Source organism: Vallicoccus soli (genome assembly GCF_003594885.1).
GTDB lineage: Bacteria > Actinomycetota > Actinomycetes > Motilibacterales > Motilibacteraceae > Vallicoccus > Vallicoccus soli.
In genome coordinates, this window is sequence record NZ_QZEZ01000004.1 from 159461 (window position 1) to 185380 (window position 25920).

At 77.8% G+C, this 25920-nt stretch carries 23 protein-coding genes; 18 read left to right on the forward strand and 5 right to left on the reverse strand.

Annotated features, from left to right (window positions below):
* Nucleotides 1–250: 250 nt before the first annotated feature.
* The 6 genes from D5H78_RS10635 (at nt 251) to D5H78_RS10660 (ending at nt 7344) form a co-directional block, all read left to right on the forward strand.
* A complete protein-coding gene (locus D5H78_RS10635; RefSeq protein WP_119950438.1) occupies nt 251–1558 on the forward strand; it encodes an extracellular solute-binding protein in 1308 nt (435 codons plus the stop codon).
* Between the two features lie 49 nt (nt 1559–1607).
* On the forward strand, nt 1608–2573 hold the full coding sequence (locus tag D5H78_RS10640) for a carbohydrate ABC transporter permease (RefSeq protein ID WP_119950439.1): 966 nt from the start codon (nt 1608–1610) through the stop codon (nt 2571–2573).
* Nucleotides 2570–3466: a carbohydrate ABC transporter permease gene (locus tag D5H78_RS10645; protein WP_119950440.1), complete on the forward strand. Its 897-nt coding sequence runs from the start codon at nt 2570–2572 to the stop codon at nt 3464–3466. The genes D5H78_RS10640 and D5H78_RS10645 overlap by 4 nt, the downstream gene beginning before the upstream one ends.
* On the forward strand, nt 3463–4875 hold the full coding sequence (gene xylB, locus D5H78_RS10650; RefSeq protein ID WP_119950441.1) for a xylulokinase: 1413 nt from the start codon (nt 3463–3465) through the stop codon (nt 4873–4875). Before D5H78_RS10645 ends, xylB begins: the two co-directional genes overlap by 4 nt.
* 92 nt (nt 4876–4967) lie before the next feature.
* A complete protein-coding gene (locus tag D5H78_RS10655; RefSeq protein WP_119950442.1) occupies nt 4968–5993 on the forward strand; it encodes a LacI family DNA-binding transcriptional regulator in 1026 nt (341 codons plus the stop codon).
* A gap of 481 nt (nt 5994–6474) precedes the next feature.
* On the forward strand, nt 6475–7344 hold the full coding sequence (locus D5H78_RS10660) for a phosphatase PAP2 family protein (RefSeq protein ID WP_165865702.1): 870 nt from the start codon (nt 6475–6477) through the stop codon (nt 7342–7344).
* Nucleotides 7345–7433: 89 nt separating this feature from the next.
* Here D5H78_RS10660 and D5H78_RS10665 read toward each other — a convergent pair whose 3' ends face one another.
* Nucleotides 7434–8072: a fasciclin domain-containing protein gene (locus D5H78_RS10665; protein WP_119950444.1), complete on the reverse strand. Its 639-nt coding sequence runs from the start codon at nt 8070–8072 to the stop codon at nt 7434–7436.
* 123 nt (nt 8073–8195) lie between these two features.
* Between D5H78_RS10665 and D5H78_RS20285 the strand changes: the two genes are divergently transcribed.
* Nucleotides 8196–9572, forward strand: coding sequence for a cytochrome P450 (locus D5H78_RS20285; protein ID WP_119950445.1), 1377 nt, complete (start codon nt 8196–8198; stop codon nt 9570–9572).
* A 15-nt stretch (nt 9573–9587) separates the two neighbouring features.
* Here the strand turns inward: D5H78_RS20285 and D5H78_RS10675 are convergent, their stop codons facing one another.
* The 3 genes from D5H78_RS10675 to D5H78_RS10685 all read right to left on the reverse strand — a co-directional run bounded on the left by D5H78_RS10675 (nt 9588) and on the right by D5H78_RS10685 (nt 14215).
* Entirely contained in the window at nt 9588–11069 is a 1482-nt protein-coding gene (locus D5H78_RS10675; RefSeq protein WP_218566486.1) for a diguanylate cyclase domain-containing protein, read from the reverse strand.
* Nucleotides 11070–11267: 198 nt separating this feature from the next.
* Nucleotides 11268–12626: an APC family permease gene (locus D5H78_RS10680; protein ID WP_119950446.1), complete on the reverse strand. Its 1359-nt coding sequence runs from the start codon at nt 12624–12626 to the stop codon at nt 11268–11270.
* Between the two features lie 38 nt (nt 12627–12664).
* Nucleotides 12665–14215 (reverse strand): MFS transporter, encoded by a 1551-nt coding sequence (locus tag D5H78_RS10685; RefSeq protein ID WP_245941643.1) that lies wholly within the window; start codon nt 14213–14215, stop codon nt 12665–12667.
* Nucleotides 14216–14279: 64 nt separating this feature from the next.
* Between D5H78_RS10685 and D5H78_RS10690 the strand changes: the two genes are divergently transcribed.
* Nucleotides 14280–14930, forward strand: a complete 651-nt coding sequence (locus tag D5H78_RS10690; protein WP_119950448.1) for a DedA family protein — start codon at nt 14280–14282, stop codon at nt 14928–14930.
* Nucleotides 14931–15232: 302 nt separating this feature from the next.
* The gene (locus tag D5H78_RS20290; RefSeq protein WP_119950449.1) at nt 15233–15823 is read left to right on the forward strand and encodes a transglycosylase family protein; all 591 of its coding nucleotides are present in this window, start codon (nt 15233–15235) and stop codon (nt 15821–15823) included.
* 159 nt (nt 15824–15982) lie between these two features.
* Here the strand turns inward: D5H78_RS20290 and D5H78_RS10700 are convergent, their stop codons facing one another.
* Complete coding sequence (locus D5H78_RS10700) at nt 15983–16483, reverse strand: inorganic diphosphatase (RefSeq protein ID WP_119950450.1); 501 nt, start codon at nt 16481–16483, stop codon at nt 15983–15985.
* A gap of 212 nt (nt 16484–16695) precedes the next feature.
* Between D5H78_RS10700 and dacB the strand changes: the two genes are divergently transcribed.
* The 9 genes from dacB (at nt 16696) to folB (ending at nt 25803) form a co-directional block, all read left to right on the forward strand.
* Nucleotides 16696–18150 (forward strand): D-alanyl-D-alanine carboxypeptidase/D-alanyl-D-alanine endopeptidase, encoded by a 1455-nt coding sequence (gene dacB / locus D5H78_RS10705; protein WP_218566488.1) that lies wholly within the window; start codon nt 16696–16698, stop codon nt 18148–18150.
* A gap of 120 nt (nt 18151–18270) precedes the next feature.
* Complete coding sequence (locus D5H78_RS10710) at nt 18271–19431, forward strand: zinc-dependent metalloprotease (protein ID WP_119950451.1); 1161 nt, start codon at nt 18271–18273, stop codon at nt 19429–19431.
* Between the two features lie 5 nt (nt 19432–19436).
* On the forward strand, nt 19437–20495 hold the full coding sequence (gene tilS / locus D5H78_RS10715) for a tRNA lysidine(34) synthetase TilS (protein ID WP_119950452.1): 1059 nt from the start codon (nt 19437–19439) through the stop codon (nt 20493–20495).
* Between the two features lie 13 nt (nt 20496–20508).
* Nucleotides 20509–21063 (forward strand): hypoxanthine phosphoribosyltransferase, encoded by a 555-nt coding sequence (gene hpt, locus D5H78_RS10720; protein WP_119950453.1) that lies wholly within the window; start codon nt 20509–20511, stop codon nt 21061–21063.
* A gap of 192 nt (nt 21064–21255) precedes the next feature.
* The gene (ftsH, locus tag D5H78_RS10725; protein ID WP_119950454.1) at nt 21256–23283 is read left to right on the forward strand and encodes an ATP-dependent zinc metalloprotease FtsH; all 2028 of its coding nucleotides are present in this window, start codon (nt 21256–21258) and stop codon (nt 23281–23283) included.
* A 4-nt stretch (nt 23284–23287) separates the two neighbouring features.
* On the forward strand, nt 23288–23902 hold the full coding sequence (folE, locus tag D5H78_RS10730; protein WP_119950455.1) for a GTP cyclohydrolase I FolE: 615 nt from the start codon (nt 23288–23290) through the stop codon (nt 23900–23902).
* 88 nt (nt 23903–23990) lie between these two features.
* Nucleotides 23991–24860, forward strand: coding sequence for a dihydropteroate synthase (folP, locus tag D5H78_RS10735; RefSeq protein ID WP_218566489.1), 870 nt, complete (start codon nt 23991–23993; stop codon nt 24858–24860).
* On the forward strand, nt 24857–25375 hold the full coding sequence (locus D5H78_RS10740) for a nuclear transport factor 2 family protein (RefSeq protein ID WP_119950456.1): 519 nt from the start codon (nt 24857–24859) through the stop codon (nt 25373–25375). The genes folP and D5H78_RS10740 overlap by 4 nt, the downstream gene beginning before the upstream one ends.
* Complete coding sequence (gene folB / locus D5H78_RS10745; RefSeq protein WP_119950457.1) at nt 25372–25803, forward strand: dihydroneopterin aldolase; 432 nt, start codon at nt 25372–25374, stop codon at nt 25801–25803. The genes D5H78_RS10740 and folB overlap by 4 nt, the downstream gene beginning before the upstream one ends.
* Nucleotides 25804–25920 lie beyond the last annotated feature (117 nt).

The following is a 25920-nucleotide window of genomic DNA, read 5'->3' on the forward strand; positions in this document are numbered from 1 at the left end:
GTGTGCGTCGAGGGGACGACGGGGGCGTCGTCCGGCGGCGGCGGGGCCGTCGCCTTGCGGAACCTTATCGAAAGAACTCCGGAAGTCCAGGGGCTGCCGTCACCCTGCGTCCACCTGCGGCGAGCCCGGAAACGGCTCGGCAACGAAGCGGTCTCGACCCGTTGACAGGGGTGGCGGGGGGCCTCTAGCGTCCCGAGCCACCGAGAACTTATCGAGAAGTTCCGACAAGCATTCGAAGGACGGCGGTGTCATGACAGGCGGACCGAGGAAGCGCCTCCTGCTCGCCACCGGCAGCGCGGCCCTGGCGGTCGCCCTCGCCGCGTGCGGCTCGTCCGGCCCGGCCGGGGCCGGCGGCGGGGAGGGCGGCGGCGACGCGATCCAGGTGTGGGCGCTGCAGGACACGGTGCTGAACCCCATCGAGCAGTCGTCGGTGGAGCGCTTCAGCGAGGGCGACGGCGGCGACGCCTCGCTCGAGACCTTCGGCAACGACCCGTACAAGCAGCGCCTGCGCGTGGCGCTGGGCTCGCCGAACGCCCCCGACGTGTTCTTCAACTGGGGCGGCGGCAACCTCAAGGAGTACGTCGACGCCGGCCAGGTCGCGGACCTCACGGCGACGGTCGAGGAGGAGGGGCTCGACGAGGCCTTCATCCCCAGCGTCCTCGAGGCGGCCCAGCTCGACGGCAAGTACTACGGCGTCCCGATGCGCGGCGTGCAGCCCGTCGCGCTCTACTACAACAAGGCGGTCTTCGAGGAGGCCGGCGTCCAGCCGCCGGAGACGTACGAGGAGCTCCTGACCCTCGTCGACACCTTCAAGGCCCAGGGCATCACCCCCATCGCGCTCGCCGGGTCGCAGTCCTGGACCGAGCTCATGTGGGCGGAGTACCTCCTCGACCGCATCGGCGGCCCCGAGGTCTTCCAGGCCATACGCGACGGCGAGCCCGGCGCGTGGGAGGACCCCGCGGTCCTCGAGGCCATGACCCGCATCCGCGAGCTCGTCGACCGCGGCGCCTTCGGCTCGGACTTCGCGAGCGTCGGCTACGACGTCGGCGGCGCGTCGACGCTCCTGGCGCAGGGCCGCGCGGCCATGCACCTCATGGGCTCGTGGGAGTACGTGAACCAGCTCGGCCAGAGCCCCGAGTTCGTCGAGCGCGGCGACCTCGGCTACGTGGCCTTCCCGGCCGTCGAGGGCGGCGAGGGCGACCCCGCCAACGTCGTCGGCAACCCGACGAACTTCTACTCGGTGGCCGAGTCCTCGGACGCCAAGGAGACCGCGCAGCAGTTCGTCGCCACGGCCCTCGACGACGAGCAGTACGTCGACGACCTCATCGCCGCCGGCGACGTGCCCGCGGTGCAGGGCGTGCGCGAGAAGCTCGAGCAGGCCGACAACGCGGACTACACGACGTGGGTCTACGACCTCGTCGAGGGCGCGCCGAGCTTCCAGCTCTCCTGGGACCAGGACCTCCCCGCGGCCCAGGCGACGGAGATGCTCACCGAGCTGCAGAAGCTCTTCCTCGGCGACCAGACGCCGGAGGGCTTCGTCCAGGCGATGTCGAGCTGACGACGCGGCTCCCCAGCAGCACCTGACGTCCGTACGGGAGGACACCTCGATGGCGAGCACCACCTCGGCGCTGCGCCGCCCGGGCAGCGGGGCGACCGACCGGTCGCGCCGCGGCCGCCCGGGCGGGCGCCGCCCGGCCCTGCAGGGGCACCAGCCCTCCGCGTGGTACGCGGTCCCGGCCTTCGGCTTCTTCGCGGCGTTCGCGCTGCTGCCGATGCTGCTGGTCGTGTACCTGAGCTTCACCGACTGGGGCGGCTTCGGCACCCCCGCGGTGAGCGGCGCGGGCAACTGGTCCCGGCTCGTCGAGGACCCGGAGGTGCGCGCGTCGCTGCTGCGCACGCTCGCCCTCACCGTGCTGTCGTGGGCCGTCCAGACCCCGATCGCCCTGCTGATCGGGGTCTGGGCGGCCGGCCCGCAGCGCAACCGGGCCGTGCTGTCCTCGCTCTTCTTCCTGCCCCTGCTCCTGTCCACCGCGGCCATCGCGCTGCTGTGGCAGGCGCTGCTCGACCCGAACTTCGGCGTGCTGCGGACCCTGCCGGAGCTGCTCGGCGGCGGGCTCAACCCGCTGGGCGACGCCTCGCTCGCGATCTACGCCGTGGTGTTCGTCCTCACCTGGCAGTACGTCCCGTTCCACACGCTGCTCTACCAGTCGGCGGCCCGGGGCATCCCCGCCTCGCTCTACGAGGCCGCCACGATCGACGGCGCCGGGCGCGTGCAGCAGTTCCTCACCATCACGCTGCCGCAGCTGCGCTACACGGTCATCACGTCGTCGATCCTCATGCTCGTCGGCTCGCTGACGACCTTCGACACCGTCCTCATCCTCACCAACGGCGGACCGGGCACGGCGACGCGCATCGCGCCGCTGTACATGTACACGACGGGCTTCAGCGGCTTCGAGTTCGGCTACGCCAGCGCCATCGCGGTGCTGCTGCTCGTCCTCGGCGCCATCCTCTCCCTCGTCGTCACCCGGGCCACCGGCTTCCGCGACATGAGCAGCCAGCAGGAGGGCGCATGACCGTCCCGAACGTCGGGATGCCCCCGGCGGCCACCGCGGCCGTCGGCGACGCCCCCCGCCGCCGGCGCCGCGTCACCCGCCAGCGCCCCAACGTCGTCGCCGGGCTCTTCGCCGCGCTGTGGTTCCTGCTCGTGGCGGTGCCGCTCTACTACCTCGTCTCCTCGAGCCTGCGCCGGCGCTCGGACTACCTGGCCGAGAGCCCGCTGTCGATCCCGGACGCGCCGACGCTGGAGAACTACCGCACGGTGCTCGAGGGCGGCTTCGGCCGCTACCTCTTCAACAACATCGTCGTCACCGGCGGGACGGTCGCCCTCGTCGTCGCGCTGGCCCTGCCGGCGGCGTACGCGGTCGCGCGCAGCGCCAGCCCCTTCGTCCAGCGCGGCTTCTCGATGCTGCTCATCGGCCTGGCCATCCCGGCGCAGGCGACGATCATCCCGGTGTACCTGATGATCACGCAGCTGCGGCTCTACGACACCCTGCTCGCGATCATCCTGCCGACGGCCGCGTTCGCCCTGCCCGTGGCGACGCTGGTGCTGACCAACAGCCTGCGCGACGTGCCGCGCGAGCTCTACGAGGCGCAGGCGGTCGACGGGGCCGGCCCGTTCCGGGTGCTCGTCAGCCTCGTGCTGCCGCTGGCCCGCCCCGCCGTCGTCACCGTGTCGGTCTTCACCGCCCTCACCGCGTGGAACGGCTTCCTCTTCCCGCTCGTGCTCACCCAGTCCCAGTCGACCCGCGTGCTGACGCTCGGCCTGTGGAACTTCCAGGGGCAGTTCGGCACCAACGTGCCGGGCCTGCTCGCGGCGGTGACGCTGTCGGTGCTGCCGATCTTCGCGGTCTACCTCCTCGGGCGGCGCTTCCTGCTCGGCGGCCTCACCGCGGGCTTCGGCAAGTGAGCGGCCCCGTCCTCGTCGCGGGCGTCGACTCCTCGACCCAGTCCTGCAAGGTCGTCGTCCGCGACGCGGCCACCGGCGCCCTGGTCCGTGAGGGCCGCGCGCCGCACCCCGACGGCACCGAGGTGCACCCCGGGGCGTGGGGCGAGGCGCTCGACGCCGCGGTCGCCGCCGCCGGCGGCCTGGACGACGTCGCGGCGGTGGCCGTCGGCGGGCAGCAGCACGGGATGGTCTGCCTCGACGAGGCCGGCGAGGTCGTGCGCCCCGCCCTGCTGTGGAACGACACCCGCTCGGCCGGCGCGGCCCGCGACCTCGTGGCCGAGCTCGGGGGCGGCGCGGCCTGGGCCGACGCGGTCGGCGTCGTGCCCGTCGCGTCGATCACGGTGACCAAGCTGCGCTGGCTCGCCGAGCACGAGCCCGCGGCGGCGGCCCGCACGGCCGCGGTCTGCCTCCCGCACGACTGGCTCACCCACCGCCTCGCCGGCGCCCCGGGCCTCGACGCGCTCGTCACGGACCGCGGCGACGCCAGCGGGACGGGCTACTGGTCCGCCGCGAGCGGGTCGTACCGGACGGACCTGGTCGAGCGCGCCCTGGGGCACGGGGCCGTGCTGCCGCGGGTCCTCGGGCCCGCCGAGCGCGCCGGCACCACCCCCGGCGGCGCCGTCCTCGGGCCCGGCTCGGGCGACAACGCCGCCGCGGCGCTCGGCCTCGGGGCCGGGCCGGGCGACGTCGTCGTGTCCATCGGCACCTCAGGCGTGGTCAGCGCCGTCGCCGACGTGCCGGCCGCCGACCCGTCGGGCGCGGTCGCCGGCTTCGCCGACGCCACCGGTCGCTTCCTGCCGCTCGTCTGCACCCTCAACGCGGCGCGCGTGCTCGACGCGACCGCGCGCCTGCTCGGCGTCGACCACGCGGAGCTGTCCCGGCTGGCGCTGGCGGCGCCCGCCGGCGCGGACGGGCTGGTCGTCGTGCCGTACCTCGAGGGGGAGCGCACGCCGGACCGGCCGGACGCCACAGGCGCCGTGCACGGGCTCCAGCTCGGCACGTCCACCCCCGCGCACCTCGCCCGGGCCGCCGTCGAGGGTCTGCTCTGCGGGCTGGCCGACGGCCTCGACGCGCTCGTCGCGCAGGGCGCCACGGTCGGGCGCGTGCTGCTCGTCGGCGGCGGCGCCCGCTCCGAGGCCGTGCGGCGCATCGCGCCGTCCGTGCTCGGCGTGCCCGTCGTCGTGCCCGAGCCGGGCGAGTACGTCGCCGACGGCGCGGCCCGCCAGGCGGCCTGGGCGCTCTCCGGCGCCGGGGCGCCGCCGGCGTGGGCGTCCACCGCCGAGCAGCGGTACGAGGCCGACCCGGCACCGTCCGTGCGCGCGCGCTACGCGGGGGTGCGCGACCTCGTGGCGCCCCGCCCCGGCGCGTGACGGACCTCCCCGCACCGCGCGGCGGCACCTCGCCCGCCCGGCCACGGCCGGGCGCGACCGGCCGTAGGGTGGTCCGGTCGAGAGGAGGGGCCGTGGCCGACGAGCGCTCGCGCGGCGTGACGATCACCGAGATCGCGCGCGTGGCGGGGGTCTCCGTGCCCACCGTGTCGCGCGTCGTCAACGGGCGCGCCGACGTCGCGCCGGGCACCCGGGAGCGCATCGAGGAGCTGCTGCGCGAGCACGGCTACCGCAAGCGCCTGCCCCGCCCCGACGGCCCCGCCGGCTCCGGCCTCGTCGACCTCGTCTTCAACGACCTCGACAGCCCCTGGGCGGTCGAGATCATCCGCGGCGTCGAGGACGTGGCGCACGCCGCGGGCAACGGCGTCGTGGTGAGCGCCATCCACCGGCGCACCAGCTCCGCCCGCCAGTGGCTCGACAACGTCAGCGCCCGCGCCACCGACGGCGTCATCATCGTCACCTCCGAGCTCGCCCCGTCGGTGCACGCCGACCTGCGGCGCATCCACGTGCCCGCCGTCGTCGTCGACCCCGCCGGGCTCCCGCCGCTCGACGTGCCCACCATCGGTGCCACCAACTGGGCCGGCGGGCTCTCGGCCACCCAGCACCTCGTCGGGCTCGGGCACCGGCGCATCGGCTTCGTCACCGGGCCGATGCAGGTGCTCTGCAGCCGGGCCCGCCTCGACGGCTACCGCGCGGGGCTCGAGTCGGCGGGCGTGGCCGTCGACCCGGCGCTCGTGCGCGACGGCGACTTCTACCAGGACTCGGGGTTCCGCGCGGGCGAGGAGCTGCTCGACCTCGCCGACCCGCCCACCGCGGTGTTCGCCTCGAGCGACCAGATGGCCTTCGGCGTGTACGAGGCCGTGCGCCGGCGCGGGCTGCGGGTGCCCGAGGACGTCAGCGTCGTCGGCTTCGACGACCTCGCCCTCGCCGCCTGGGCCTCGCCCCCGCTCACCACCGTCCGCCAGCCCCTCGCCGAGATGGGCGCCCTCGCCGCGCGCACCGTCCTCGGCCTCGCGCGCGGCGAGCAGGCCGACAACCCCCGCGTCGAGCTCGCCACCGAGCTCGTGGTGCGCGAGAGCACCGCGCCGCCGCGGGGCTGAGCGCGCGTCGCTCGTGCCCGCCGCTGCGGCTCCCGGGGAACCGCAGAAGGCGCCCTTCTGACGATCTAGTGGCCACAGGGGCGCCTTCTGCGGGACCCGGGGGTCCCGGTGGCGCCGCCCGTTCGCGCACAAGGCGCCCTTCTGGCGATCTAGCCGCTAGAAGGGCGCCTTCTGCGGGACCCGGGGGTCCCGGTGGGGGTCCGCGGGGCGCGATGGGAAGCGCTGTCTCGCGGCACGGTGGCCGGGCCGGCGGCACCGGTGACTCTGCGCGAGGGCAGTGGTCGGGGGCGGTGACGGGCGTATCAGCGGGCGGGCCCGGTGGCTCGACGGGAGGAGGAGCGCGCCCCGGCCGGACCGGTACCGGGGTCGGTCCCGGGGGGTCTCAGGGTCCTCCCGGAGATGTCCCTGGACCCGCCTCACGACCGATGTTCCGCTGCCCCCCGCGGGCCTAGCGTCGAGGCGCCGACCCGAGGAGGACCCCGTGAGCACGAGCTGCCCGCCCGCCGCCCTGCCGGTCGCCGAGCTGCCGGCCGCGCGGACCCGTCCGGTCCTCACGGCGCCCGCCGCGCCCGCCGCGCGCCGGCGGGCCCCGGCCCGGGGTGCGGTCGAGCTGCTGCTGCTCGTCGCGCTGTGGGGGGCGTACTCGCTCGCGCGCCTCGCCGCCCCCGACGACGTCGGCGAGGCGGACGCGACCGCCCAGCGGCTGCTCGCGTGGGAGCGGGCGGTCGGCCTGGACGTCGAGGCGGCCGCCAACGCCTGGCTCGGCGCGCGGCCCGCGCTCGAGGTCGCCGCGGCGGGGGTCTACGCGAGCGCTCACTACGTGGTCACCGCGGCCGTCCTGGCGCTGCTGTGGTGGCGGCGGCCGGAGCACTACCGGCGGGCGCGGCGCGCCCTGCTCGGGGCGACCCTCGTCGCCCTCGCCTGCTACGTGGCCGTGCCGACGACGCCGCCGCGGCTGCTCCCCGGCTACACGGACAGCCTCGCGGCCACGGCCGACGTCGGCTGGTGGGGGTCCGCCGCGAGCGCCCCGGCCGGCATGGGCGAGCTCACCAACCAGTACGCGGCGCTGCCCTCGATGCACGTCGGGTGGGCGCTGTGGTGCGCCCTCGCCGTGGCGCCGCTGCTGCGCCGGCGGTGGCAGCGCACCGTCGCGCTCGGCTACCCGCTGCTCGTCACCGCCGTCGTCGTCGCCACGGCGAACCACTGGGTCCTCGACGCCGTCGGGGGCGTCGTGCTCGTCCTCGCGGCCTGGGCGCTCGCCGGGCGGCGCCCGGGCCGGGCGGCCGCCGCGGTGCGGGCGGGGGCCGGGGGAGCGCCCCTGCGGGGGCGCGCGCGGTCAGCCGGGGCCTGAGGCCCGTACGGGGGTCGGGCCGGGGCCCGCGCTGGGGCCGGCGCCCGGCGGGAGGGTGGCAGCACCGCCGGGCGCCGACGCTCGGCCGCTCAGAGGTCGGCCGGCCGCAGCACCAGCGAGATGGCGTGCGCGGCCTGCCGACCGCGCGGGGCGACGTCGGGGTCGACGACCCAGGCGTCGCGGTCCGTGGGGTCGGCGTCGACGAGGCGCACGAGGTCGACGCCCCGGTACGGCACGCGCACGCCGAGCGTCGCTCCGGGCAGCGCCGTCTCGAGCGTCGCCCCGTCGGCCTGCAGGGCCTGGCGCCCGCGGATCGTCGCGCCGGGCACCACGTGGTAGAGCAGGACCTGCTCGACGGTGTCGATGCCGAGGGCGGCGACGGACTCGAAGGTGCGCTCCTCGGTGCCCGCGCGCCCGCCGAGGTCGCGCACGAGGGCCTTGAAGGCCTGGTCGTCGGGCAGGAACGCGGTGAGGCGCACGGAGTCGTCGGCGAGCACGCCGACGGGAGAGTCCGGCTTGGCCTCGAGCACGGCGAGCACCGCCTCGGTGAGCACGTCGAAGTCGTGCCCGTCGCGGTCGAAGCGGTCGCCGTCGCTCGTGAGGAGCGCGGCCAGGGAGCGGTCCGGGGCGGCCGACGCGGCGGGGGCGGCGGCGAGCGCGGACGCGGTAAGGGCGGCGCCGGCGGCCAGCGCGGCGGCGGTGCGGGCCAGGGGGCGGGTCAGGGGCATCGACGGGCCTCTTCCTCGAGGGACGGTGCGGTGCGGCGGGGCGGTACCGCCCTGCCACCCCTCCTTCCGCCGCAGGGGCCCCCGTGGATGCGTCGCGCCCGCCGCAGCGGGCAGCGGGACCCCATGAGCGCCCCGCCGCCCGCCCCGACGCCCACCCCGGCGCGCACCGCCGGCCCGCCGGCCGGCCCGAGCCGGGAGCCGTACGCGCCCGGGGAGCTGCCGCCCGGCCCCCGTGCACCGGCGGCCGTGCAGACCGTCGCGTTCCACCGCGACCCGCTCGGCACGCTGCAGCGGGCCCGTGACCGGTACGGCGACCTGGTCACCGTGCGCCTGCTCCTCGCGGGGACGCTCGTGGAGTGCTGCGACCCGCAGGACGCGCGGCGGGTCCTCGACGCCGACCCCGGCACGGGGCAGGCCGGCCGCGCCCGCCAGGGCCTGCTCGGCATGGTGTCCGAGCGCTCCGTGCTCGGCGGGGACGGGGCCGCGCACCGCGAGGCGCGGGCGCGCGTGGCCGCCGCGTTCGTCCCGGCCGCGCTCGAGGGGCTGGCCCCGCGGGTCGCCGCGCTCGCCGCGGAGCACGCCGCGTCCTGGCCGACGGGGCGCCCGACCCGCCTGCTGCCCCGGGTGCGGGCGCTCTGCGACGACGTCTTCGTCCGCCTCGTGCTCGGCGTCGAGGACCCGGGGCGGGCGCGGGCCCTGGCCGGGGCGGTGCAGCGCATGCTGTGGACGCCCGGCAACCCGCCGACGCCGGTCCCCGGCCAGCAGGCCGGGCCCCTCGTGCAGGCCGCGGCCCGGGCCGCCTTCGCGCAGCGCAGCGCGGCCGCCCGCAGGCTGCTCGCCGACGAGGTGCGCGCGCGGCGCGCCGCCGGTCGTGCGGGCGGCGGCGCCGTGGGGGCCCTGCTCGCCGACGACGCGCTCGGGGTCGGGGACGCCGTCGACCAGCTCCTGCCGCTGACCATGGCCGGGCAGGAGCCGCCCGCCGCCGGCCTGGCCTGGGTGCTCGAGCGGTCCTCGCGGCTGCCCGCGCTCGACGCGGGCCTGCGGGGGTCCGCGCCGGGGGGCGCGTGGTGGCGCGCGGCCGTGAGCGAGGTGCTGCGGGTGCGCCCGCCGGTGCACACCGCGGCCCGGGTGCTCGTGCGCGACCTCCCGCTGGCCTCGCGCACCCTGCCGGCCGGGGTGGTCGCCGCGGCGCCGATCGTCCTGCTGCACCGCGACCCACGCGCGTGGGAGGCGCCGGAGGAGGTGCGTCCCGAGCGCTTCCTGCGCGACGGGCGGCACGTGGTCGACGAGGTGCCCGCGGCCGCGTACCTGCCCTTCGGCGGCGGCGCGCGCCGCTGCCTGGGGGAGCCCCTCACGTGGCTGCTCGCCGACGCCGCGCTGCCCGCGGTGCTCGCCCGGATCCGGGTGGCCCCGGCGCTGGCGCGGGCCGAGCGCCAGGTGGTGCGCGGCACGGTGCTCGTGCCGCACCGCGGCGCGCTCAGCGTCCTGCACCCGGCCTGAGCCGGGGCGCCGCGGCTAGCCCGTGGCGCCCTCGGCGACGCGGCCGCGCTTGGCGCGGTACATCGCGGCGTCGGCCTCGGCCAGCAGGTCGGCGGCCGCCGCCTCGCCGGTGAGCCGGGCGACGCCGACGCTGAGGGTCACCCGCTCCGGCAGCCCCTCGAGCGGCTGGGCCACGGCCGAGCGCAGGCGCGCGACGACGCGCGCGACGCCCTCGTCGTCGAGGTCCTCGGCCACGACGACGAACTCGTCGCCGCCGAGCCGGGCCACGGTGTCGTGGGCGCGCACCTCGCCGAGCAGCCGGCGCGCCACCTCGCGCAGCACCGCGTCGCCCGCCGCGTGCCCGTGCAGGTCGTTGACCTGCTTGAAGCCGTCGAGGTCGCAGAAGAGGACCGCGCCGGGGCGGGTCGTCGCCGCGGCCTGGCGCGCCGCGGCCTCGAGCCGGCGCAGCAGCAGCGGGCGGTTCGGCAGCCCGGTGAGCGCGTCGTGGTCGGCGCGGTGCCGCAGCCGGGCCTCGCGCTCGCGCTCGCTCGTCACGTCCTCGGCCGTGATGAGGCCGAAGCGGCGGCCGTCGCCGCCGGGGCTCAGGGCCGAGCAGCGGAAGCGGACCCACGCCGTGCGCCCGTCCGGGTGGACGACCCGCAGGTCCTCGCGCGCGGCCTCGCGCCGCCCGGAGCTGACCGCCTGCAGGGCGGCGAGCGCCCGCGCGTGGTCCTCGGGGTGCAGCACGCGCTCCGCGGTGCGCCCCGGCAGGTCCTGCGGCGGGGCGCCGAGGATGCGGGCGTACTCCGCGTTGACCCGCACCAGCACCCCGAGGGCCGGCGCGTCGAGCCGGACGATGGCCATCCCGTTGGAGGCGCCCTCGAAGGCGAGGCGGAAGGCCGACTCGCTCTCGGCGAGGCGCACCCGCTCCAGCGCCAGCTCGGAGCGCTCGGCGAGCAGCCGCTCGCGCAGCCGGGCCCCCTCCACCGCGAGCCCCGCCTGCACGGCGAACAGCTCGAGCAGCTCGCGCTGGGTCGCGCCGGGGCGGCGCCCGTCGTGCGGCAGGTCGACCGAGAGGATGCCGAGCAGCTCGCCGTCGGCGCCCTGCAGCGGGGCGAAGAGCGCGTCGAGGGGGTGCCACGCGTCGGGCTCGTCGCTCACCTCGAGGTCGGGCACCCAGCCGGTCGCGCCCTCGGGCAGCGCGTCGTGCGGCACGAACCGCAGCAGCCCCCACTCCTCGGCCGCCGCGAACTCCTCCTCGAACGAGCCGGCGGTGCTCACGTGGCCCAGCAGCGTGTCGCGCACGTCGTCCGGGCCGGCGGCGGCGATGACGCGGAAGGAGCCGTCGGCCTGCCGGACGTTGGCCACCGCCACGCCGAACCCGAGCGCGTCGACCACCCCGTCGACCACCGCCTGCATGGTCTCGTCCAGCCCGGCGGGGGAGCGCAGCGCGGCGCCGACGCGGTGGAGCCGGCGCAGGGCCGCCAGCCCGCGCCGCTCGGCCTGCCCGTCGGGCATCGGCTCCTCCTCCTGCCGCGCCGTCCCGTCCCGCCCGGCCGGGGCGCGGGTCCGCCGGGCGCGACCACGGTACGGCCCCGGGGCCGCCGCGCACCCGTACGAGCCGGCAGCGCGACCCGTCCGGACCCGTCACCGCGCCGTCCGGCCCACCCCTTGCGGGCCGCTGCCGACCCGTACGGCTCCCGCGGCCCGGCCCCGTCAGGCGGCCCCGCGGCCCGCGGCCGCGCGGCCCCCGCCGAGCGCCCGCTGCAGCCCGTAGAGCGCGAGGCCGGCGAGCAGGAGCAGGCCGGCGCGCAGCCACACCCCGCCCTCCTGCTGGAAGAGCAGCAGCACGCACGAGGCGACGCCCAGCACCGGCAGCGCAGTGGGGGTGCGGAAGTGGTCGTGGTCCACCGGCTGGCGGCGCAGGACGAGCACCGCGACGTTCGTGCTGATGAAGACGACGAGCAGGAGCAGGACGACCGTCGCGGCGAGCTCGGCGAGGTCGCCGGTCAGCGCCAGGGCCATGGAGACGGCGAGCGTGGCCGCGATGGCGACGCCGGGGGTGCGCCGGCCCGGCAGCACCCGGGCCAGCGGGCGGGGGAGCAGGCCCTCGACGGCCATCCCGTACGCCAGCCGGCTCGCCATGATCGACGTGAGCAGCGCCCCGTTGGCCACGGCGACGAGCGCGACGGCGCTGAACACCTCCGGCGGCAGGCCGGTGCCCGCGGCCTCGACGACCTGCAGCAGCGGGCCGGTCGACCCCGCCAGCTCGTCGGTGGGCACGGCCGCGGACGCCGCGAGCCCGACGAGGACGTAGAGCAGGCCGGCCGTCCCCAGGCCGAGGAAGAGCGCGCGGGGGAACGCGCGCCGCGGGTCCTGCGTCTCCTCCGCGACGTTGGCCGAGGTCTCGAACCCGACGAAGGAGTAGAAGGCCAGCACCGCGCCGGCGAGGACCGCGCCGCCGGCGCTCGTGCCCTCGCGGAACTCCGTGACGCGCCCGACGTCGCCGTCGCCGCCCGCCACGACCATCGCGCCGAGCACCACCACGACGACCAGGCCGGTCACCTCGACGACCGTCATGACGGCGTTCGCGGCGAGGGAGTCCTTGATGCCGCGGGCGTTGAGCAGGCCGACGGCCAGCAGGAACACGAGCGCGACCGGCACCGGCGGCAGGTCGACGAAGGCGCCGAGGTAGTCGCCGCCGAAGGCCAGCGCGAGGCCGGCGACGCTCGTCACGCCGGCCGCCAGCATGCAGAAGCCGACGAGGAAGGAGACGAGCGGGCGGCCGTACGCGCGCTGGGCGAACACCGCCGCGCCGCCGGCGCGGGGGTACTTGGTGACCAGCTCGGCGTACGAGGCCGCGGTCAGCAGCGCGAGCAGCAGCGCGACGAGCAGCGGCACCCAGACCGCGCCGCCCGTCTCGGCCGCGACCTCGCCGGCGAGCGCGTACACGCCCGCGCCGAGCACGTCGCCGAGGATGAAGAGGTAGAGCAGCCGCCCCGAGATGGCGCGCCGCAGCGGCGTGCCGCCCTCGTCGGTGCCCCGCTGCCGCGCGCCCGCGCTCGTCGCTCCCACCGGCGCGGAGTGCCCGCTGGTGCACGACCGGAAACGGATCACGGCCGGGACGGGCGCTCCTCGCGCTCGAGCAGCGGCGGGCCGTCGACCGCGCAGTGCGAGCGCGGGGACGGCACCGGGGCCGACGGCACCGGGGCCGGCTGCTCCGCCGGCGCCGGGCCCGCGGGGGCCGGGAGCGGGGCGCCCGCCGCGCCCCCGCGCACGAAGGCCGCCGAGACCAGCGCGCCGAGGACCATGAGCCCGGCGCTGAGGACCATCGCGACGCGGAAGCCGGCGTCGAAGCGGGCCGGGTCGCCGTACGCGCCCTCGCCGAGCCCGGCCGCGAGCGGCACGACCGCGACGGCGAGCAGCTGCGCCGCCCGCGCCACCGCGTTGTTGACCCCCGAGGCGACGCCGGCGTGCTCGGCCGGCGCCGCGGCGAGGACCGCCGCCGTCAGCGGGGCGACGGTGAGCGTCAGGCCGAGGCCGAGCAGCAGCGCGGCGGGCAGCACGTCGCCCACCCAGCCGGCGCCCGGGCCCACCCTCAGCAGGAGCAGCAGCCCGCCGGCCGCCACCAGCGGGCCGGCGGTCATGGGCAGGCGCGGGCCGGTGCGCTGGGCGAGCGCGCCGGCGCGGGCCGACCCGACGAGCATCACGGCCGTCACCGGCAGCAGCGCGGTGCCCGCGGCGAGCGGGGAGAAGCCGCTCACCACCTGCAGCTGCAGGACGAGGAGGAAGAAGACGGCGCCGAGGGCGGCGTACACGGCCGCGGTGGCGGCGTTCGTCGCCGTGAACTGCCGGGAGGCGAAGAGGCCCGGCGGGACCATCGGCGAGCGGCCGCGCCGCTCGGCGACGACGAACGCCGCCAGGGCGAGGGCGCCCGCCGCCCCCGACGCCGCCACCGCCGGCGACCAGCCCTGCTCGCCGGCGGCGACGAGCGCGTACGTGACCCCGCCGAGGCCCAGCGCGCCGAGGACCGCGCCGGGGACGTCGAGGCGGCCGTCGGCCCCGGGGTCCCGCGTCTCGGGGACGTGCCGCAGCGCCACGGCGACGACCACGGCGACGAGGGGGACGTTGACGAGGAACACCCCGCGCCAGCCCACGGTGCCCACGAGCCAGCCGCCGAGGAACGGCCCGGCGGCGCCGGCGACCCCGCCGAGGCCCGACCAGGCGCCGACCGCGCGGGCGCGGTCGTCGGGGTGGAAGGACGCCGCGATGATCGCCAGGCTCCCCGGCGTGAGCAGCGCCCCGCCGACGCCCTGCAGGGCGCGGGCCACGACGAGCGCCTCGACGGTCGGGGCGAGCGCGCACAGCACCGAGGCGACGCCGAACCACACGGCGCCCGCGACGAGCACCCGGCGCCGGCCCAGCCGGTCGCCCAGCGAGCCGCCGAGCAGGATGAGGCTCGCGAGGGTCAGCGTGTAGCCGTTCACCGTCCACTGCAGGCCGGCCAGCCCGGCGTCCAGGTCCTCCGCGAGGGCGGGCAGCGCGACGTTGACGACGGTGGCGTCGAGCATGGCCACGCCCGAGGCGAGCACCGTCGCGAGCAGCACCCAGCGCCCCGCCGGGGTCCCCAGCCGGAGCCCGGCGCGCTCCTCGACGCCCGCCACGGGCGCCAGCCTGCCGCCGCACGGCCCGCGGCGCCAGGGGGACGGCTCCGCTAGCCTCGGCCCGGTGGCGGAGGCGGAGGGCACGAGCGGTCTGACCGGTCTCAGCGGGTTCGTGCTGGACGTCATCGACGCCGCCGGCGAGGTGGGCGTGGGCCTGCTGACCCTGGTCGAGACGGTCTTCCCGCCGATCCCCAGCGAGGTGGTGCTGCCGCTCGCCGGCTACCTGGCCGAGCGCGGCCGGCTCGAGCTGTGGGCCGTCCTGGTGCTCTCCACGCTGGGGAGCCTGCTGGGCGCGCTGCTGCTGTACGGCCTCGCCGCGCGCCTCGGCCAGGAGCGCTCGACCGCGCTGCTCGCCCGGCTGCCGCTCGTCGACGCCGAGGACGTGGAGCAGGCCACGGCGTGGTTCCACCGGCACGGCAGCGCCGCGGTGCTCCTCGGGCGGCTGGTGCCGGGCGTGCGCTCGCTCGTGTCGCTGCCGGCCGGGGCGACGCGCATGCCGCTCGTGCCGTTCTGCCTGCTCACGCTGCTCGGCAGCGCGGTGTGGAACGGGCTGCTCGTCGGCGGCGGGGTCGCCCTGGGCACGCAGTGGCGCACCGTCGAGCGGTACTCGGGGTGGCTGGACGTCGCCCTCGTCGTCGCCGTCGTCGTGGCCCTGCTGGCCCTCGTCCGGCACCGCCTGCGCAAGCGGCGGCGAGGAGCCGCGCCGAGGGCTTGACCCACCCTTGACCGCACGGGGTGGAACCTGTGGTGATGTGCTGACCGGTCCTTGATCGACGGGGTCTGGCGGGTCGCGCCCCGTCCTGCGTAGGTTGCTCAGCGCTCCCGGACGACCGGGGGCCGCCCGCCGGCACGCCGAGTCCTGCCGGTCGGTGGGCGACGCACCCCCACACGGCAGGAGCGGGGGACCCACCGGGCGCGCACCGCGCGCCCAGGGGTGGAGCCGCGCGACGCGCGGCCGGGCACCTCCTCGCCCGAACCCGACAGCTGACCTCGTAGGCGCCAGGAGGAAGCACACCCATGCGCCTGCGCACCCCCCGGACCGCCCGCCGCCGCGCCGCCGCGGCCGTCCTCGCCGCCCCGCTCGCCGCGGGCGCGCTCGTCGCCGGCGCCCTCGGCGCGGCGCCGGCCTCCGCCGCCTCCGACGCCACCTGGGACCGCCTCGCGATGTGCGAGAGCAGCGGCCGCTGGAACATCAACACCGGCAACGGCTACTACGGCGGCCTGCAGTTCTCCCAGGGCTCGTGGGAGTTCGTCGGCGGGCTGCGCTACGCCAAGCGCGCCGACCTCGCCACGCGCACCCAGCAGGTGGCCGCCGCCGAGCGGCTGCTCGACCTGCAGGGCTGGGGCGCTTGGCCCGCCTGCTCGCGCAAGCTCGGCCTGACCGCCGCGCACGCCGCCGGCACGCCCGCGAGCCTGGCCCGCCCGGCCGCGCCGAAGCCGGCCCCGGCCGGCGCGCGGGCGTACGTCGTCCGCGCCGGCGACACGCTGTCCAAGATCGCCCGGGCCCAGCGGGTCGCCGGCGGCTGGCAGGCGATCTGGGCCAAGAACCGCGCCGCGCTGCCCAACCCGAACGTGCTCAAGGTCGGCCAGCGCCTGCTCCTGCCCTGACGGGGCCGGGCCCCACGCACGAGGGCCCCCGCCACCGCCCCTGCCGGGGCGGTCGCGGGGGCCCTCGCGCGTCCGGCCCGCGCCCGGCCGGGGATGTGCACGGTCGCGGCCGGGGACCTGCACGGTCGCGGCCGGGGACCTGCGTGGTCGCGGCCGCGGTCAGTGCGGGGTGGAGCCGCCCTGCTCCTTCAGGCGGGCGACGGAGCGGTCGATCTCCGCCTCGGCCTCCTCGCGGCCCACCCAGGTCGCGCCCTCGACGGACTTGCCGGGCTCGAGGTCCTTGTAGACCTCGAAGAAGTGCTGGATCTCCAGGCGGTCGAACTCGGGGACGTCCCCGATGTCGCGCAGGTGCTCGCGCCGCGGGTCCGCGGAGGGCACGCACAGCACCTTGTCGTCGCCGCCGGCCTCGTCCGTCATGCGGAACATCCCGATGGCCCGGCAGCGGATGAGGCAGCCGGGGAACGTGGGCTCCTCGAGGATGACGAGCGCGTCGAGCGGGTCGCCGTCGTCGCCGAGCGTGTCCTCGATGAAGCCGTAGTCGTGCGGGTAGCGCGTCGAGGTGAAGAGCATGCGGTCGAGCCGGATGCGGCCCGTCTCGTGGTCGACCTCGTACTTGTTGCGCTGCCCCTTCGGGATCTCGATGAGGACGTCGAACTCCACGGTGCTCCTCCCGCCCGGGCCGCCCCCGCGGGCGCCGCCGGGCTAGTCTCGTCCAGGCTCGCGGTGCCCGGGGTGCGCTGCTGCCCAGGCACGGTACCCGTCCGCGCCGGGCCGCAGGACCCGGGCGCGGGACGGGCGCGGTACGGGCGCTCCCCGGCAGGACGGGCGGGGAGCCGGACGCGGGACGGGGGCCGGTGCGGGACGGGGGGCGGGTGCGCGTACGGCCGACCGCGCGCCGCGGCGCCCTGCCGGCGGCCCTCGCGGCGGTGCTGCTGGCGACCGGGGCGCCCGCCCCAGCGGCCACCACGGACCCCGGCGCCGCCCCTGCCGGCACCCCCCCTGCCGGCACCGCCCCTGCCGGCACCGCCCCTGCGGACGGCGGCCCCGGCACCGCCCCGCCGGTGCTCGGGGCCCTCGACGCCGCGGCGCCCGCCCCGGGGCCCGTCGGGCTCGCCCGGGCCCTCGACCCGCTCCTCGCCGACCCGGACCTGGGCCCCGCGGTCAGCGCGACCGTCGTCGACGCCGCCACCGGCCGCCCGCTGTTCCGCCGCTCCGGGGACGTGCCGCGCATCCCGGCGTCGGTGACCAAGGTCGTCACCGCGGCCGCCGTGCTGCGCGCCCTCGGCCCGGACGCGGTCCTGCGCACGAGCGTCGTCCCCGGTGCGCGGGACGGCTCGCTCGTGCTCGTCGGGGGCGGCGACCCGCTGCTCACGGCCCGCGAGCGCGAGCCCGGCGCGCTGCGGCCCGCCTCGCTCGTCGACCTCGCCGACGCGACCGCCGCGGTGCTGCGGGAGCGGCGGGGCGCGGCCGGTGGCCCGGCGCCCGTCGCGCTCGCCGTCGACGACCGCCTCTTCTCCGGGCCGGGCGCCGCGCCGAGCTGGAAGCCGAGCTACGTGGGCGACGGCGAGGTCGCGCCGGTCGCGGCCCTGGCCGCCGACCACGGCCTGGCCCGCCCCGGCACCGGCGACGACGCACGGGTGGGCGACCCGGCGCTGGCGGCCGGGGAGTCCTTCGCCGCGCTGTTGCGCGAGCGCGGGGTGCCGGTGCGCGGAGCGGTGCGCCGCGCCGCCGCGCCCGCGGGGGCGCAGCCGCTCGCCGAGGTCGCCTCCCCGCCGGTCTCCGCGCTCGTCGAGCGCATGCTGCAGGCGAGCGACAACGACGTGGCCGAGGCGCTCGCCCGGCACGCCGCCGTCGCCGAGGGGGCGGCCGCCGACTTCGCGGGAGCCGGGGCGACGACGACCGGGGCCCTGCGCGAGGAGGTCGCGGACCTCGGGCCCGCCGCGGGGCGCCTGCGCCTGCTCGACGGCAGCGGCCTGTCCCGGGGCAACCGGCTGACGAGCGACGCGGTGGCGCTGCTGCTCGCCGAGGCCGGCGACGCCGGCGACGGCCGCCCGCTCGAGGCGCTGCTGCCGGGCCTGCCGGTCGCCGGGTTCAGCGGCACGCTCGCCACCCGCTACCTCGAGGGACCGGCCCGCTCCGGTGCGGGGCTGGTGCGCGCGAAGACCGGCAGCCTGAGCGGCGTCACGACGCTGGCCGGGCAGGTCGTCGACGCCCGCGGGCGGCTGCTCACCTTCGCCGTCCTCGCCGACGACGTCACCGACGCCTACGGCGCCCGCGCCGCGCTCGACCGCGTCGTCGCCGCCGTCGCCGCCTGCGCCTGCGGCTGACCCCCCGCCCGGCCCGCGCCGGCCCGCACCGGCCGGGCCCGGACCCGTCGCCGCCGTCCCGCAGCGGTCCCGCAGCGGTCCCGCAGCGGTCCCGGGCCCGGCCCGCCTACCGTGGGGCGCATGAGCGACGCGGCGGGCGCCACCGGCCCGAGGACCCCGGGGCCCGGCGGGCCCGACACGGTCGACTGGGACCTCGCGGTCACGACGGCGGAGCGCCTCGTGCGCCCGGGCCCGGCGGTGACCCGCGACGAGGCGCGCGCCGTCGTCGCCGACCTGCACCGGCACGCGGTGGCGGCGCAGCGGCACGTGCGCGACGTGACGGGCCTGCACGCGCCGGCCGGGGGCGCCTCCGGCGTGGCGGTGATCGACCGGCCGGGGTGGGTGCGGGCCAACGCCGCCGGGTTCCGCACGCTGCTCGAGCCGCTCGCCGAGGTGCTCAAGGAGAAGCGCGGCGGACGCACCTCGGCGCTCGCGCAGGCCGTCGGCCCGCGGGTGACCGCCGTGGAGACGGGGGCGCTGCTCGCCTTCCTCTCCGGCAAGGTGCTCGGGCAGTACGAGCTCTTCCCCCCGTGGGGCGGGGACGCGGACCCCGGCGCGGCGCCGGCCGGGCGCCTGCTGCTCGTCGCGCCGAACGTCGTGCAGGCCGAGCGCGACATGGGCGTGGACCCCCGCGACTTCCGGCTGTGGGTCTGCGTGCACGAGGAGACCCACCGGGTGCAGTTCGGCGCGGTGCCGTGGCTGCGCACCCACCTCGTCGGCGAGGTGCGCGCCCTCGTCGAGGCGACGGACGTCGACCCCGCCGTGCTGCTGCGCCGCCTGCGGACGGCCGCGGGAGCGGTCGGCGACGCGCTGCGGGCCGGGCCGGAGGCGGCGCCCGACGGCGGCACCTCGCTGCTCGAGGCCGTGCAGTCCCCGCGCCAGCGCGAGGTCCTCGACCGGATCACTGCGCTCATGTCGCTGCTCGAGGGCCACGCCGACGTCGTCATGGACGCCGTCGGCCCCGCGGTCATCCCGTCGGTGGCGCAGATCCGCGAGCGCTTCCAGCGCCGGCGCGAGGGGTCCGGCCGCCTCGACGTGGCCCTGCGCCGGCTGCTGGGGCTCGACGCCAAGATGCGGCAGTACCGCGACGGGGCGCGCTTCGTCGAGGGGGTCGTGGCGCGGGTCGGGATGGACGGCTTCAACACGGTGTGGACCTCGCCCGAGACCCTGCCGACCCGGGCCGAGCTCGCCGACCCGGCGGCGTGGGTCGCGCGCACCGGCCCGCGCCGGATCGGCGCCTAGCGCCCGTGGCCGGCCCGGCCCCCGCCGTCGCCGACGTGCGCCGCGCCGTCCGGGCCGGCTTGGCCGGGCTCGCCGGGCTGGAGCCCGGCGCCCTCGTCCTCGTCGCCTGCAGCGGCGGGGCCGACTCGCTCGCGCTCGCTGCCGCCACCGCCTCCGTGGCACCGCGGGCCGGGCTGCGCGCCGGGGCGGTCACCGTCGACCACGGGCTGCAGGAGGGCTCCGCGGCGCGGGCGGGCGCCGTCGCCGGGGTGCTGCGGCGGCTCGGGCTCGACCCGGTCGAGGTCGCGGCCGTACGGGTCGGGGGGCGCGGCGGCCCCGAGGCGGCGGCCCGCGACGCCCGGTACGCCGCCCTGCGCTCCGCCGCCGCCGCGCACGGCGCCGCGGCGGTCCTGCTCGGGCACACCCGCGACGACCAGGCCGAGACCGTCCTGCTCGGGCTCGCCCGCGGGTCGGGCGCGCGCTCGCTGGCCGGGATGGCGGCGGTGGGGGTGCTGCCGGGCGGGCCGGCCGGGCCGGGCGGGCCGGGCGGCGCGCAGGGGCCGGCGCTGCTGCGCCCCCTGCTCGGGCTCGACCGCGGCACGACCCGGGCCGCGTGCGCGGCGCTCGGCCTCGCCCCGTGGGACGACCCGCACAACGCCGACCCGGCGTACGCCCGGGCCCGCGCGCGCCACCGGGCCCTGCCCGCGCTCGAGGCGGCGCTGGGGCCGGGGGTCGCCGCGGCGCTGGCCCGCACGGCGGACCTGCTGCGCGACGACGCGGACGCGCTCGACGCCTGGGCCTCGCGCGCCGCGGCCGCCTGCACCGGCCCCGACGGCACGCTCGACGCGGCGGGCCTGGCCGCGGAGCCGGCGGCCGTGCGGCGCCGGGTGCTGCGCCGGGCGGCGCTCGCGGCGGGCTGCCCGGCCGGCGCCCTGACGGCCGGCCACCTGGCCGCGCTCGACGGCCTGCTCACCCGGTGGCGGGGCCAGGGGCCGCTCGACCTGCCCGGCGGTGTCGGCGCCGCGCGGCGCTGTGGCAGGCTCTCCCTGGCCCGCCGGGCGGCGGGCGGCGGCAGTGGTGCCTGAGGAGGCGACGCGGGTGGACCAGCGGGACATGGGCGCCGACCTCGAGTCGGTGCTCGTGAGCGAGGAGCAGATCCGCACCCGCCTCGGCGAGCTCGCCGCGCAGATCGACGCGGACTACGCGGGCCGCGACCTGCTGCTCGTGGGCGTGCTCAAGGGCGCGGTCATGGTCATGGCCGACCTGGCCCGCGCGCTGCACGCGCCCGCCGAGATGGACTGGATGGCCGTGTCGTCGTACGGCTCGGGGACGAAGTCCTCGGGGGTCGTGCGGATCCTCAAGGACCTCGACAAGGACATCGGCGGGCGGCACGTCCTCGTCGTCGAGGACATCATCGACTCCGGGCTCACCCTGTCGTGGCTGCTCGCCAACCTCGGCTCGCGCGGGCCCGCCTCGCTCGAGGTCGCCACCCTGCTGCGCAAGCCGGAGGCGGCGAAGGTGGAGATCGACGTGCGCTACGTCGGGTTCGAGATCCCCAACGAGTTCGTCGTCGGCTACGGCCTGGACTACGCCGAGCGCTACCGCAACCTGCCCTTCGTGGGCACCCTCGCCCCGCACGTCTACTCCTCCTGAGCCGACGCGCGACGCCCCGTCGCGACGCCCCGCGGGAGCGGGGAGGAACACCGGCCGCGCGCGGCGCGTTCTGACCGACGTCGGTGACGCCCGCCCCGCCCCGTTCGCCGAGCGGCGGGCACGGTGCGTGCGTGTACCTTCGACAGACACCATCCGTCGGGCAGGAGGGACGGGGCGCCCCCGCCCCGGTTGATGAACGTGAAGCGCTACTTCCGCGGTCCGGTCTTCTGGATCGTCCTCGCCGTCCTCGCCGTGCTCGCGATGACCTCCGTGTTCGGGGGGTCGGGGAGCTACCAGCAGGTGGACACCTCGCGCGTCGTCACGGCGATCTCCCAGGGCCAGGCCCAGAAGGTGACGATCGTCGACCGCGACCAGCGGATCGAGGTCGACCTGCAGCCGGGCGCGGAGATCGAGGGCGCCGACCAGGTCCAGGCGGACTACGTCGACGGCCTGCAGACCCGCGTCATCGACCTGCTCGAGCAGAACCCGCCGCCGGACGGCTGGACCAACGACGTGCCGCAGCAGAGCTGGTTCGTCAGCCTGCTCGTCACGCTCCTGCCGATCCTGCTCATCCTGGGCATCTTCCTGTTCTTCATGAGCCAGATGCAGGGCGGCGGCGGCCGCGTCATGCAGTTCGGCAAGTCCAAGGCCAAGCTCATCAGCAAGGACACCCCGAAGACGACGTTCGCCGACGTCGCCGGGGCGCAGGAGGCCGTCGAGGAGCTCCACGAGATCAAGGAGTTCCTCCAGGACCCGGGCAAGTTCCAGGCCGTGGGCGCCAAGATCCCCAAGGGCGTGCTGCTCTACGGCCCGCCCGGCACCGGCAAGACGCTGCTCGCCCGGGCCGTCGCCGGCGAGGCCGGGGTGCCGTTCTACTCGATCTCCGGCTCCGACTTCGTCGAGATGTTCGTCGGCGTCGGCGCGAGCCGCGTGCGCGACCTGTTCGAGCAGGCCAAGGCCAACGCGCCGGCCATCGTCTTCGTCGACGAGATCGACGCGGTCGGCCGGCACCGCGGCGCGGGCCTCGGCGGCGGTCACGACGAGCGCGAGCAGACCCTGAACCAGCTCCTCGTCGAGATGGACGGCTTCGACGTGCGCGGCGGGGTCATCCTCATCGCCGCGACGAACCGCCCCGACATCCTCGACCCGGCGCTGCTGCGCCCGGGCCGCTTCGACCGGCAGATCGGCGTCGGCAGCCCCGACCTCGAGGGCCGGTTCAAGATCCTGCAGGTCCACGCCAAGGGCAAGCCGATCGCGCCCGAGGTCGACCTCATGGCGGTGGCCCGGCGCACGCCCGGCATGACCGGCGCCGACCTGGCCAACGTGCTCAACGAGGCCGCGCTGCTCACCGCGCGCTCGGACAAGCAGCTCATCGACGCCGCGATCATGGAAGAGGCGATCGACCGGGTCATGGCCGGCCCGCAGAAGCGCAGCCGGATCATGAACGAGAAGGAGCGCAAGATCACGGCGTACCACGAGGGCGGGCACGCCCTGGTCGCCGCGGCGCTGCAGAACACCGACCCGGTGCACAAGATCACGATCCTGCCGCGCGGGCGCGCCCTCGGCTACACGATGGTCCTGCCCGACGAGGACAAGTACTCCACGACGCGCAACGAGATGCTCGACCAGCTGGCGTACATGCTGGGCGGGCGCGTGGCCGAGGAGATCGTCTTCCGCGACCCGACGACCGGCGCCGCCAACGACATCGAGAAGGCCACCTCGGTCGCCCGCGCGATGGTGATGCAGTACGGCATGAGCGAGCGGATCGGCGCGATCAAGCTCGGCTCCGGCGGCGGCGAGGTCTTCCTCGGCCGCGACATGGGCCACGAGCGCGACTTCTCCGAGGAGGTCGCCTCGATCGTCGACGAGGAGGTCCGCCGCCTCGTGGAGAACGCCCACGACGAGGCCTGGGAGATCCTGCAGCAGAACCGCGACGTGCTCGACGCCCTCGTCGTCGAGCTCCTCGAGAAGGAGACGCTCGACAAGGACCAGGTCGCGGCGGTCTTCACCGCGGTGCGCCGCCGCGGGGAGCGCCCGGTCTGGCTGTCCTCGGCGACCCGCCACCCGTCCGAGCGCGGGCCGGTGCTGTCGAGGAAGGAGCTCGAGGCGGCCGCGGCCGGCACGGGCAACGGGCACCGCAACGGCAGCGGCGACGACCGCAGCATGGGCCTCACCGGCCCGACCGACGTCCCCGACGGCCCGCTGCCGGGCGAGGGCTGAGCCGGTGGTCGACCCGGTCACCCTGCCGCCCGCCGAGGGCACCCCCGCACCCCGCCCGTTCGACGCCGCGCGCGTCGAGCGGGCGGTGCGCGAGATCCTCCTGGGCATCGGGGAGGACCCCGACCGCGACGGCCTGCGCGACACCCCGGCGCGGGTGGCGCGGGCGTACCGCGAGGTCTTCGCCGGCCTGGCGATGGAGCCCGAGTCGGTGCTCGCCACGACGTTCGACCTCGGGCACGACGAGATGGTGCTCGTCAAGGACATCGAGCTCTACAGCACGTGCGAGCACCACCTGGTCCCGTTCCACGGGGTGGCGCACGTGGGCTACGTCCCGAGCGCGGACGGGCGCATCACCGGGCTGTCCAAGCTCGCCCGGCTCGTCGACCTCTACGCCCGCCGCCCGCAGGTGCAGGAGCGGCTCACCACGCAGGTCGCCGACGCCATGGTGCGGGTGCTGCAGCCGCGCGGGGTCATCGTCGTCCTGGAGTGCGAGCACCTGTGCATGTCGATGCGCGGGATCCGCAAGCCGGGCTCGCGCACCGTCACCTCCGCCGTGCGCGGGGGGCTGCGCGACCCCGCCACGCGCGCCGAGGCGATGAGCCTCATCATGGGCCGCTGAGCGGGGGAGCCGGAGCCCGCGGGGTGTGGCGCACCCCTCGTCCACAGCCCGGCACGGGCGCCGCGGCGGCGCCCCTAGGCTGGGCGCGATGACCCAGCCGGCCGCCCCCGTCGCGCCACCGCCCACCACGGGCGGGCGGTGCCTCGTCATGGGCGTGCTCAACGTGACGGCCGACTCGTTCTCCGACGGCGGGCGCTGGCTCGACCACGGCGCCGCGGTGGAGCACGGCCTGGCGCTGGCCGCGCAGGGCGCGGACCTCGTCGACGTCGGCGGCGAGTCCACCCGCCCCGGGGCCGCGCGGGTCCCGGCCGAGGACGAGCGGGCCCGGGTGCTCCCGGTCGTGCGCGCGCTGGCCGCGGCGGGCGTCGCGGTCAGCATCGACACGATGCGCGCCTCCACGGCCGAGGCCGCGCTCGCGGCGGGCGCGGTGCTCGTCAACGACGTCAGCGGCGGGCTCGCCGACCCCGACGTGCCGCGGGTCGTCGCCGCCGCGGGGGTGCCCTACGTGCTCATGCACTGGCGCGGGCACTCCGAGCGCATGCAGGAGCTCGCGGCGTACGGCGACGTGGTCGCCGACGTGCGCGACGAGCTCGCCGCGCGGCTCGTGGCCGTCGTCGCCGCCGGCGTCGAGCCCGCGCGCGTGGTGCTCGACCCCGGCCTCGGCTTCGCCAAGACCGCGGCGCACAACTGGGCGCTGCTGGCCCGCCTCGGCGAGCTCGCCGCGCTGGGCCGGCCGCTGCTCGTCGGCGCCTCCCGCAAGGCGTTCCTCGGGGCGCTGCTCGCCGACCCGGACGGGACCCCGCGCCCGGCCGCCCGCCGCGACGCTGCGACGGCGGCGGTGAGCGCCCTCGCCGCGGCGGCGGGCGCGTGGTGCGTGCGGGTGCACGACGTGCCGGGCACCCTCGACGCGGTGCGCGTCGCGGCCGCGCTGCGCGGCGCCGGGGCGGGGGCGGCGTGAGCGACCCCGACGTCCGCGCGGTCACGGCGGCGCACACCGGGCTCTACCGGGCCGTCGAGACCGGCGACCTCGACCTCATGGGGGCGGTGTGGGTGGACGGCCCCGACGCCGCCACGGCGGTGTGCGTGCACCCCGGCGGCACGCCCGTCACCGGGCGGCCGGGCGTCCTGCGCTCCTGGGCCGCGCTCATGGCGGCGACCCCCTACATCCAGTACGTCCTCACCGACCTCGAGGTGGGCCTGCGCGGGGACACCGCCGTCGTGAGCTGCGTGGAGAACGTCCTCACCGCCGCGGACCCGCCGGCACCGGGGAGCGGCGGGCCCGAGCACGCCTTCGTCGGCGGGCGGGCCGTGGCCACCACCGTCTTCCGGCGCACCGCCGGCGGCTGGCGCGCCTGGGTGCACCACGCCTCGCCCGTCGTCGACGCGCCCGACCCCTTCGCCCGCGGGCGGGGCGAGGGTCGGGCCGGGGAGCAGGACGAGCACGACGACGAGCACGACGAGGGGGGCGCATGAGCACCGGCCGGACGGCGGGGGCGGGGTCCCCGGCGGGCGGCGGCGGGCCGGGCGCCCCGCGCCGCGGCCTCGACCGCATCGCGCTGCGCGGGGTGCGCGCCCGCGGGCGCCACGGCGTCCTGGCCCACGAGCGCGAGGGCGGGCAGTGGTTCGTCGTCGACGTCGTCCTCGAGCTCGACACGGCCCCCGCGGCGGCCACCGACGACCTCGCGCTCACCGCCGACTACGGTGCAGTGGCACGGGCCGTCGTGGGACTCGTCGAGGGCGAGCCCGTGGCGCTCGTCGAGACCCTCGCCGAGCGGGTGGCGGCCCTCTGCCTCGCGCAGGGGCCGGTGCAGGCCGTCGAGGTGACGGTGCACAAGCCGCAGGCCCCCGTGGACGTGCCCTTCGAGGACGTGGCGGTGACGGTGCGCCGCACCCGCGGCTGACCCGTGCCGCCGGCGGCCGTGCGACCTCCGACCGGATGCCCCCGACCGGCCCTCGACCGGCCCCCCCGACGACGACCCGACCCCCCGCACGCCCCCCGAGACCGACGACAGGAGCCA

What these genes read in the sequence shown, in the direction of transcription:
- D5H78_RS10665 (WP_119950444.1), bottom strand. Translation starts at nt 8,072, where the DNA reads ATGCCCCTGACCCGCCCCCTGGCCCGCACCGCCGCCGCGCTGGCCGCC.
- ftsH (WP_119950454.1), top strand. Translation starts at nt 21,256, where the DNA reads ATGAACGTGAAGCGCTACTTCCGCGGTCCGGTCTTCTGGATCGTCCTC.
- D5H78_RS10645 (WP_119950440.1), top strand. Translation starts at nt 2,570, where the DNA reads ATGACCGTCCCGAACGTCGGGATGCCCCCGGCGGCCACCGCGGCCGTC.
- D5H78_RS10640 (WP_119950439.1), top strand. Translation starts at nt 1,608, where the DNA reads ATGGCGAGCACCACCTCGGCGCTGCGCCGCCCGGGCAGCGGGGCGACC.
- D5H78_RS20285 (WP_119950445.1), top strand. Translation starts at nt 8,196, where the DNA reads ATGAGCGCCCCGCCGCCCGCCCCGACGCCCACCCCGGCGCGCACCGCC.
- D5H78_RS10635 (WP_119950438.1), top strand. Translation starts at nt 251, where the DNA reads ATGACAGGCGGACCGAGGAAGCGCCTCCTGCTCGCCACCGGCAGCGCG.
- D5H78_RS20290 (WP_119950449.1), top strand. Translation starts at nt 15,233, where the DNA reads ATGCGCCTGCGCACCCCCCGGACCGCCCGCCGCCGCGCCGCCGCGGCC.
- D5H78_RS10675 (WP_218566486.1), bottom strand. Translation starts at nt 11,069, where the DNA reads ATGCCCGACGGGCAGGCCGAGCGGCGCGGGCTGGCGGCCCTGCGCCGG.
- D5H78_RS10710 (WP_119950451.1), top strand. Translation starts at nt 18,271, where the DNA reads ATGAGCGACGCGGCGGGCGCCACCGGCCCGAGGACCCCGGGGCCCGGC.
- folP (WP_218566489.1), top strand. Translation starts at nt 23,991, where the DNA reads ATGACCCAGCCGGCCGCCCCCGTCGCGCCACCGCCCACCACGGGCGGG.
- folB (WP_119950457.1), top strand. Translation starts at nt 25,372, where the DNA reads ATGAGCACCGGCCGGACGGCGGGGGCGGGGTCCCCGGCGGGCGGCGGC.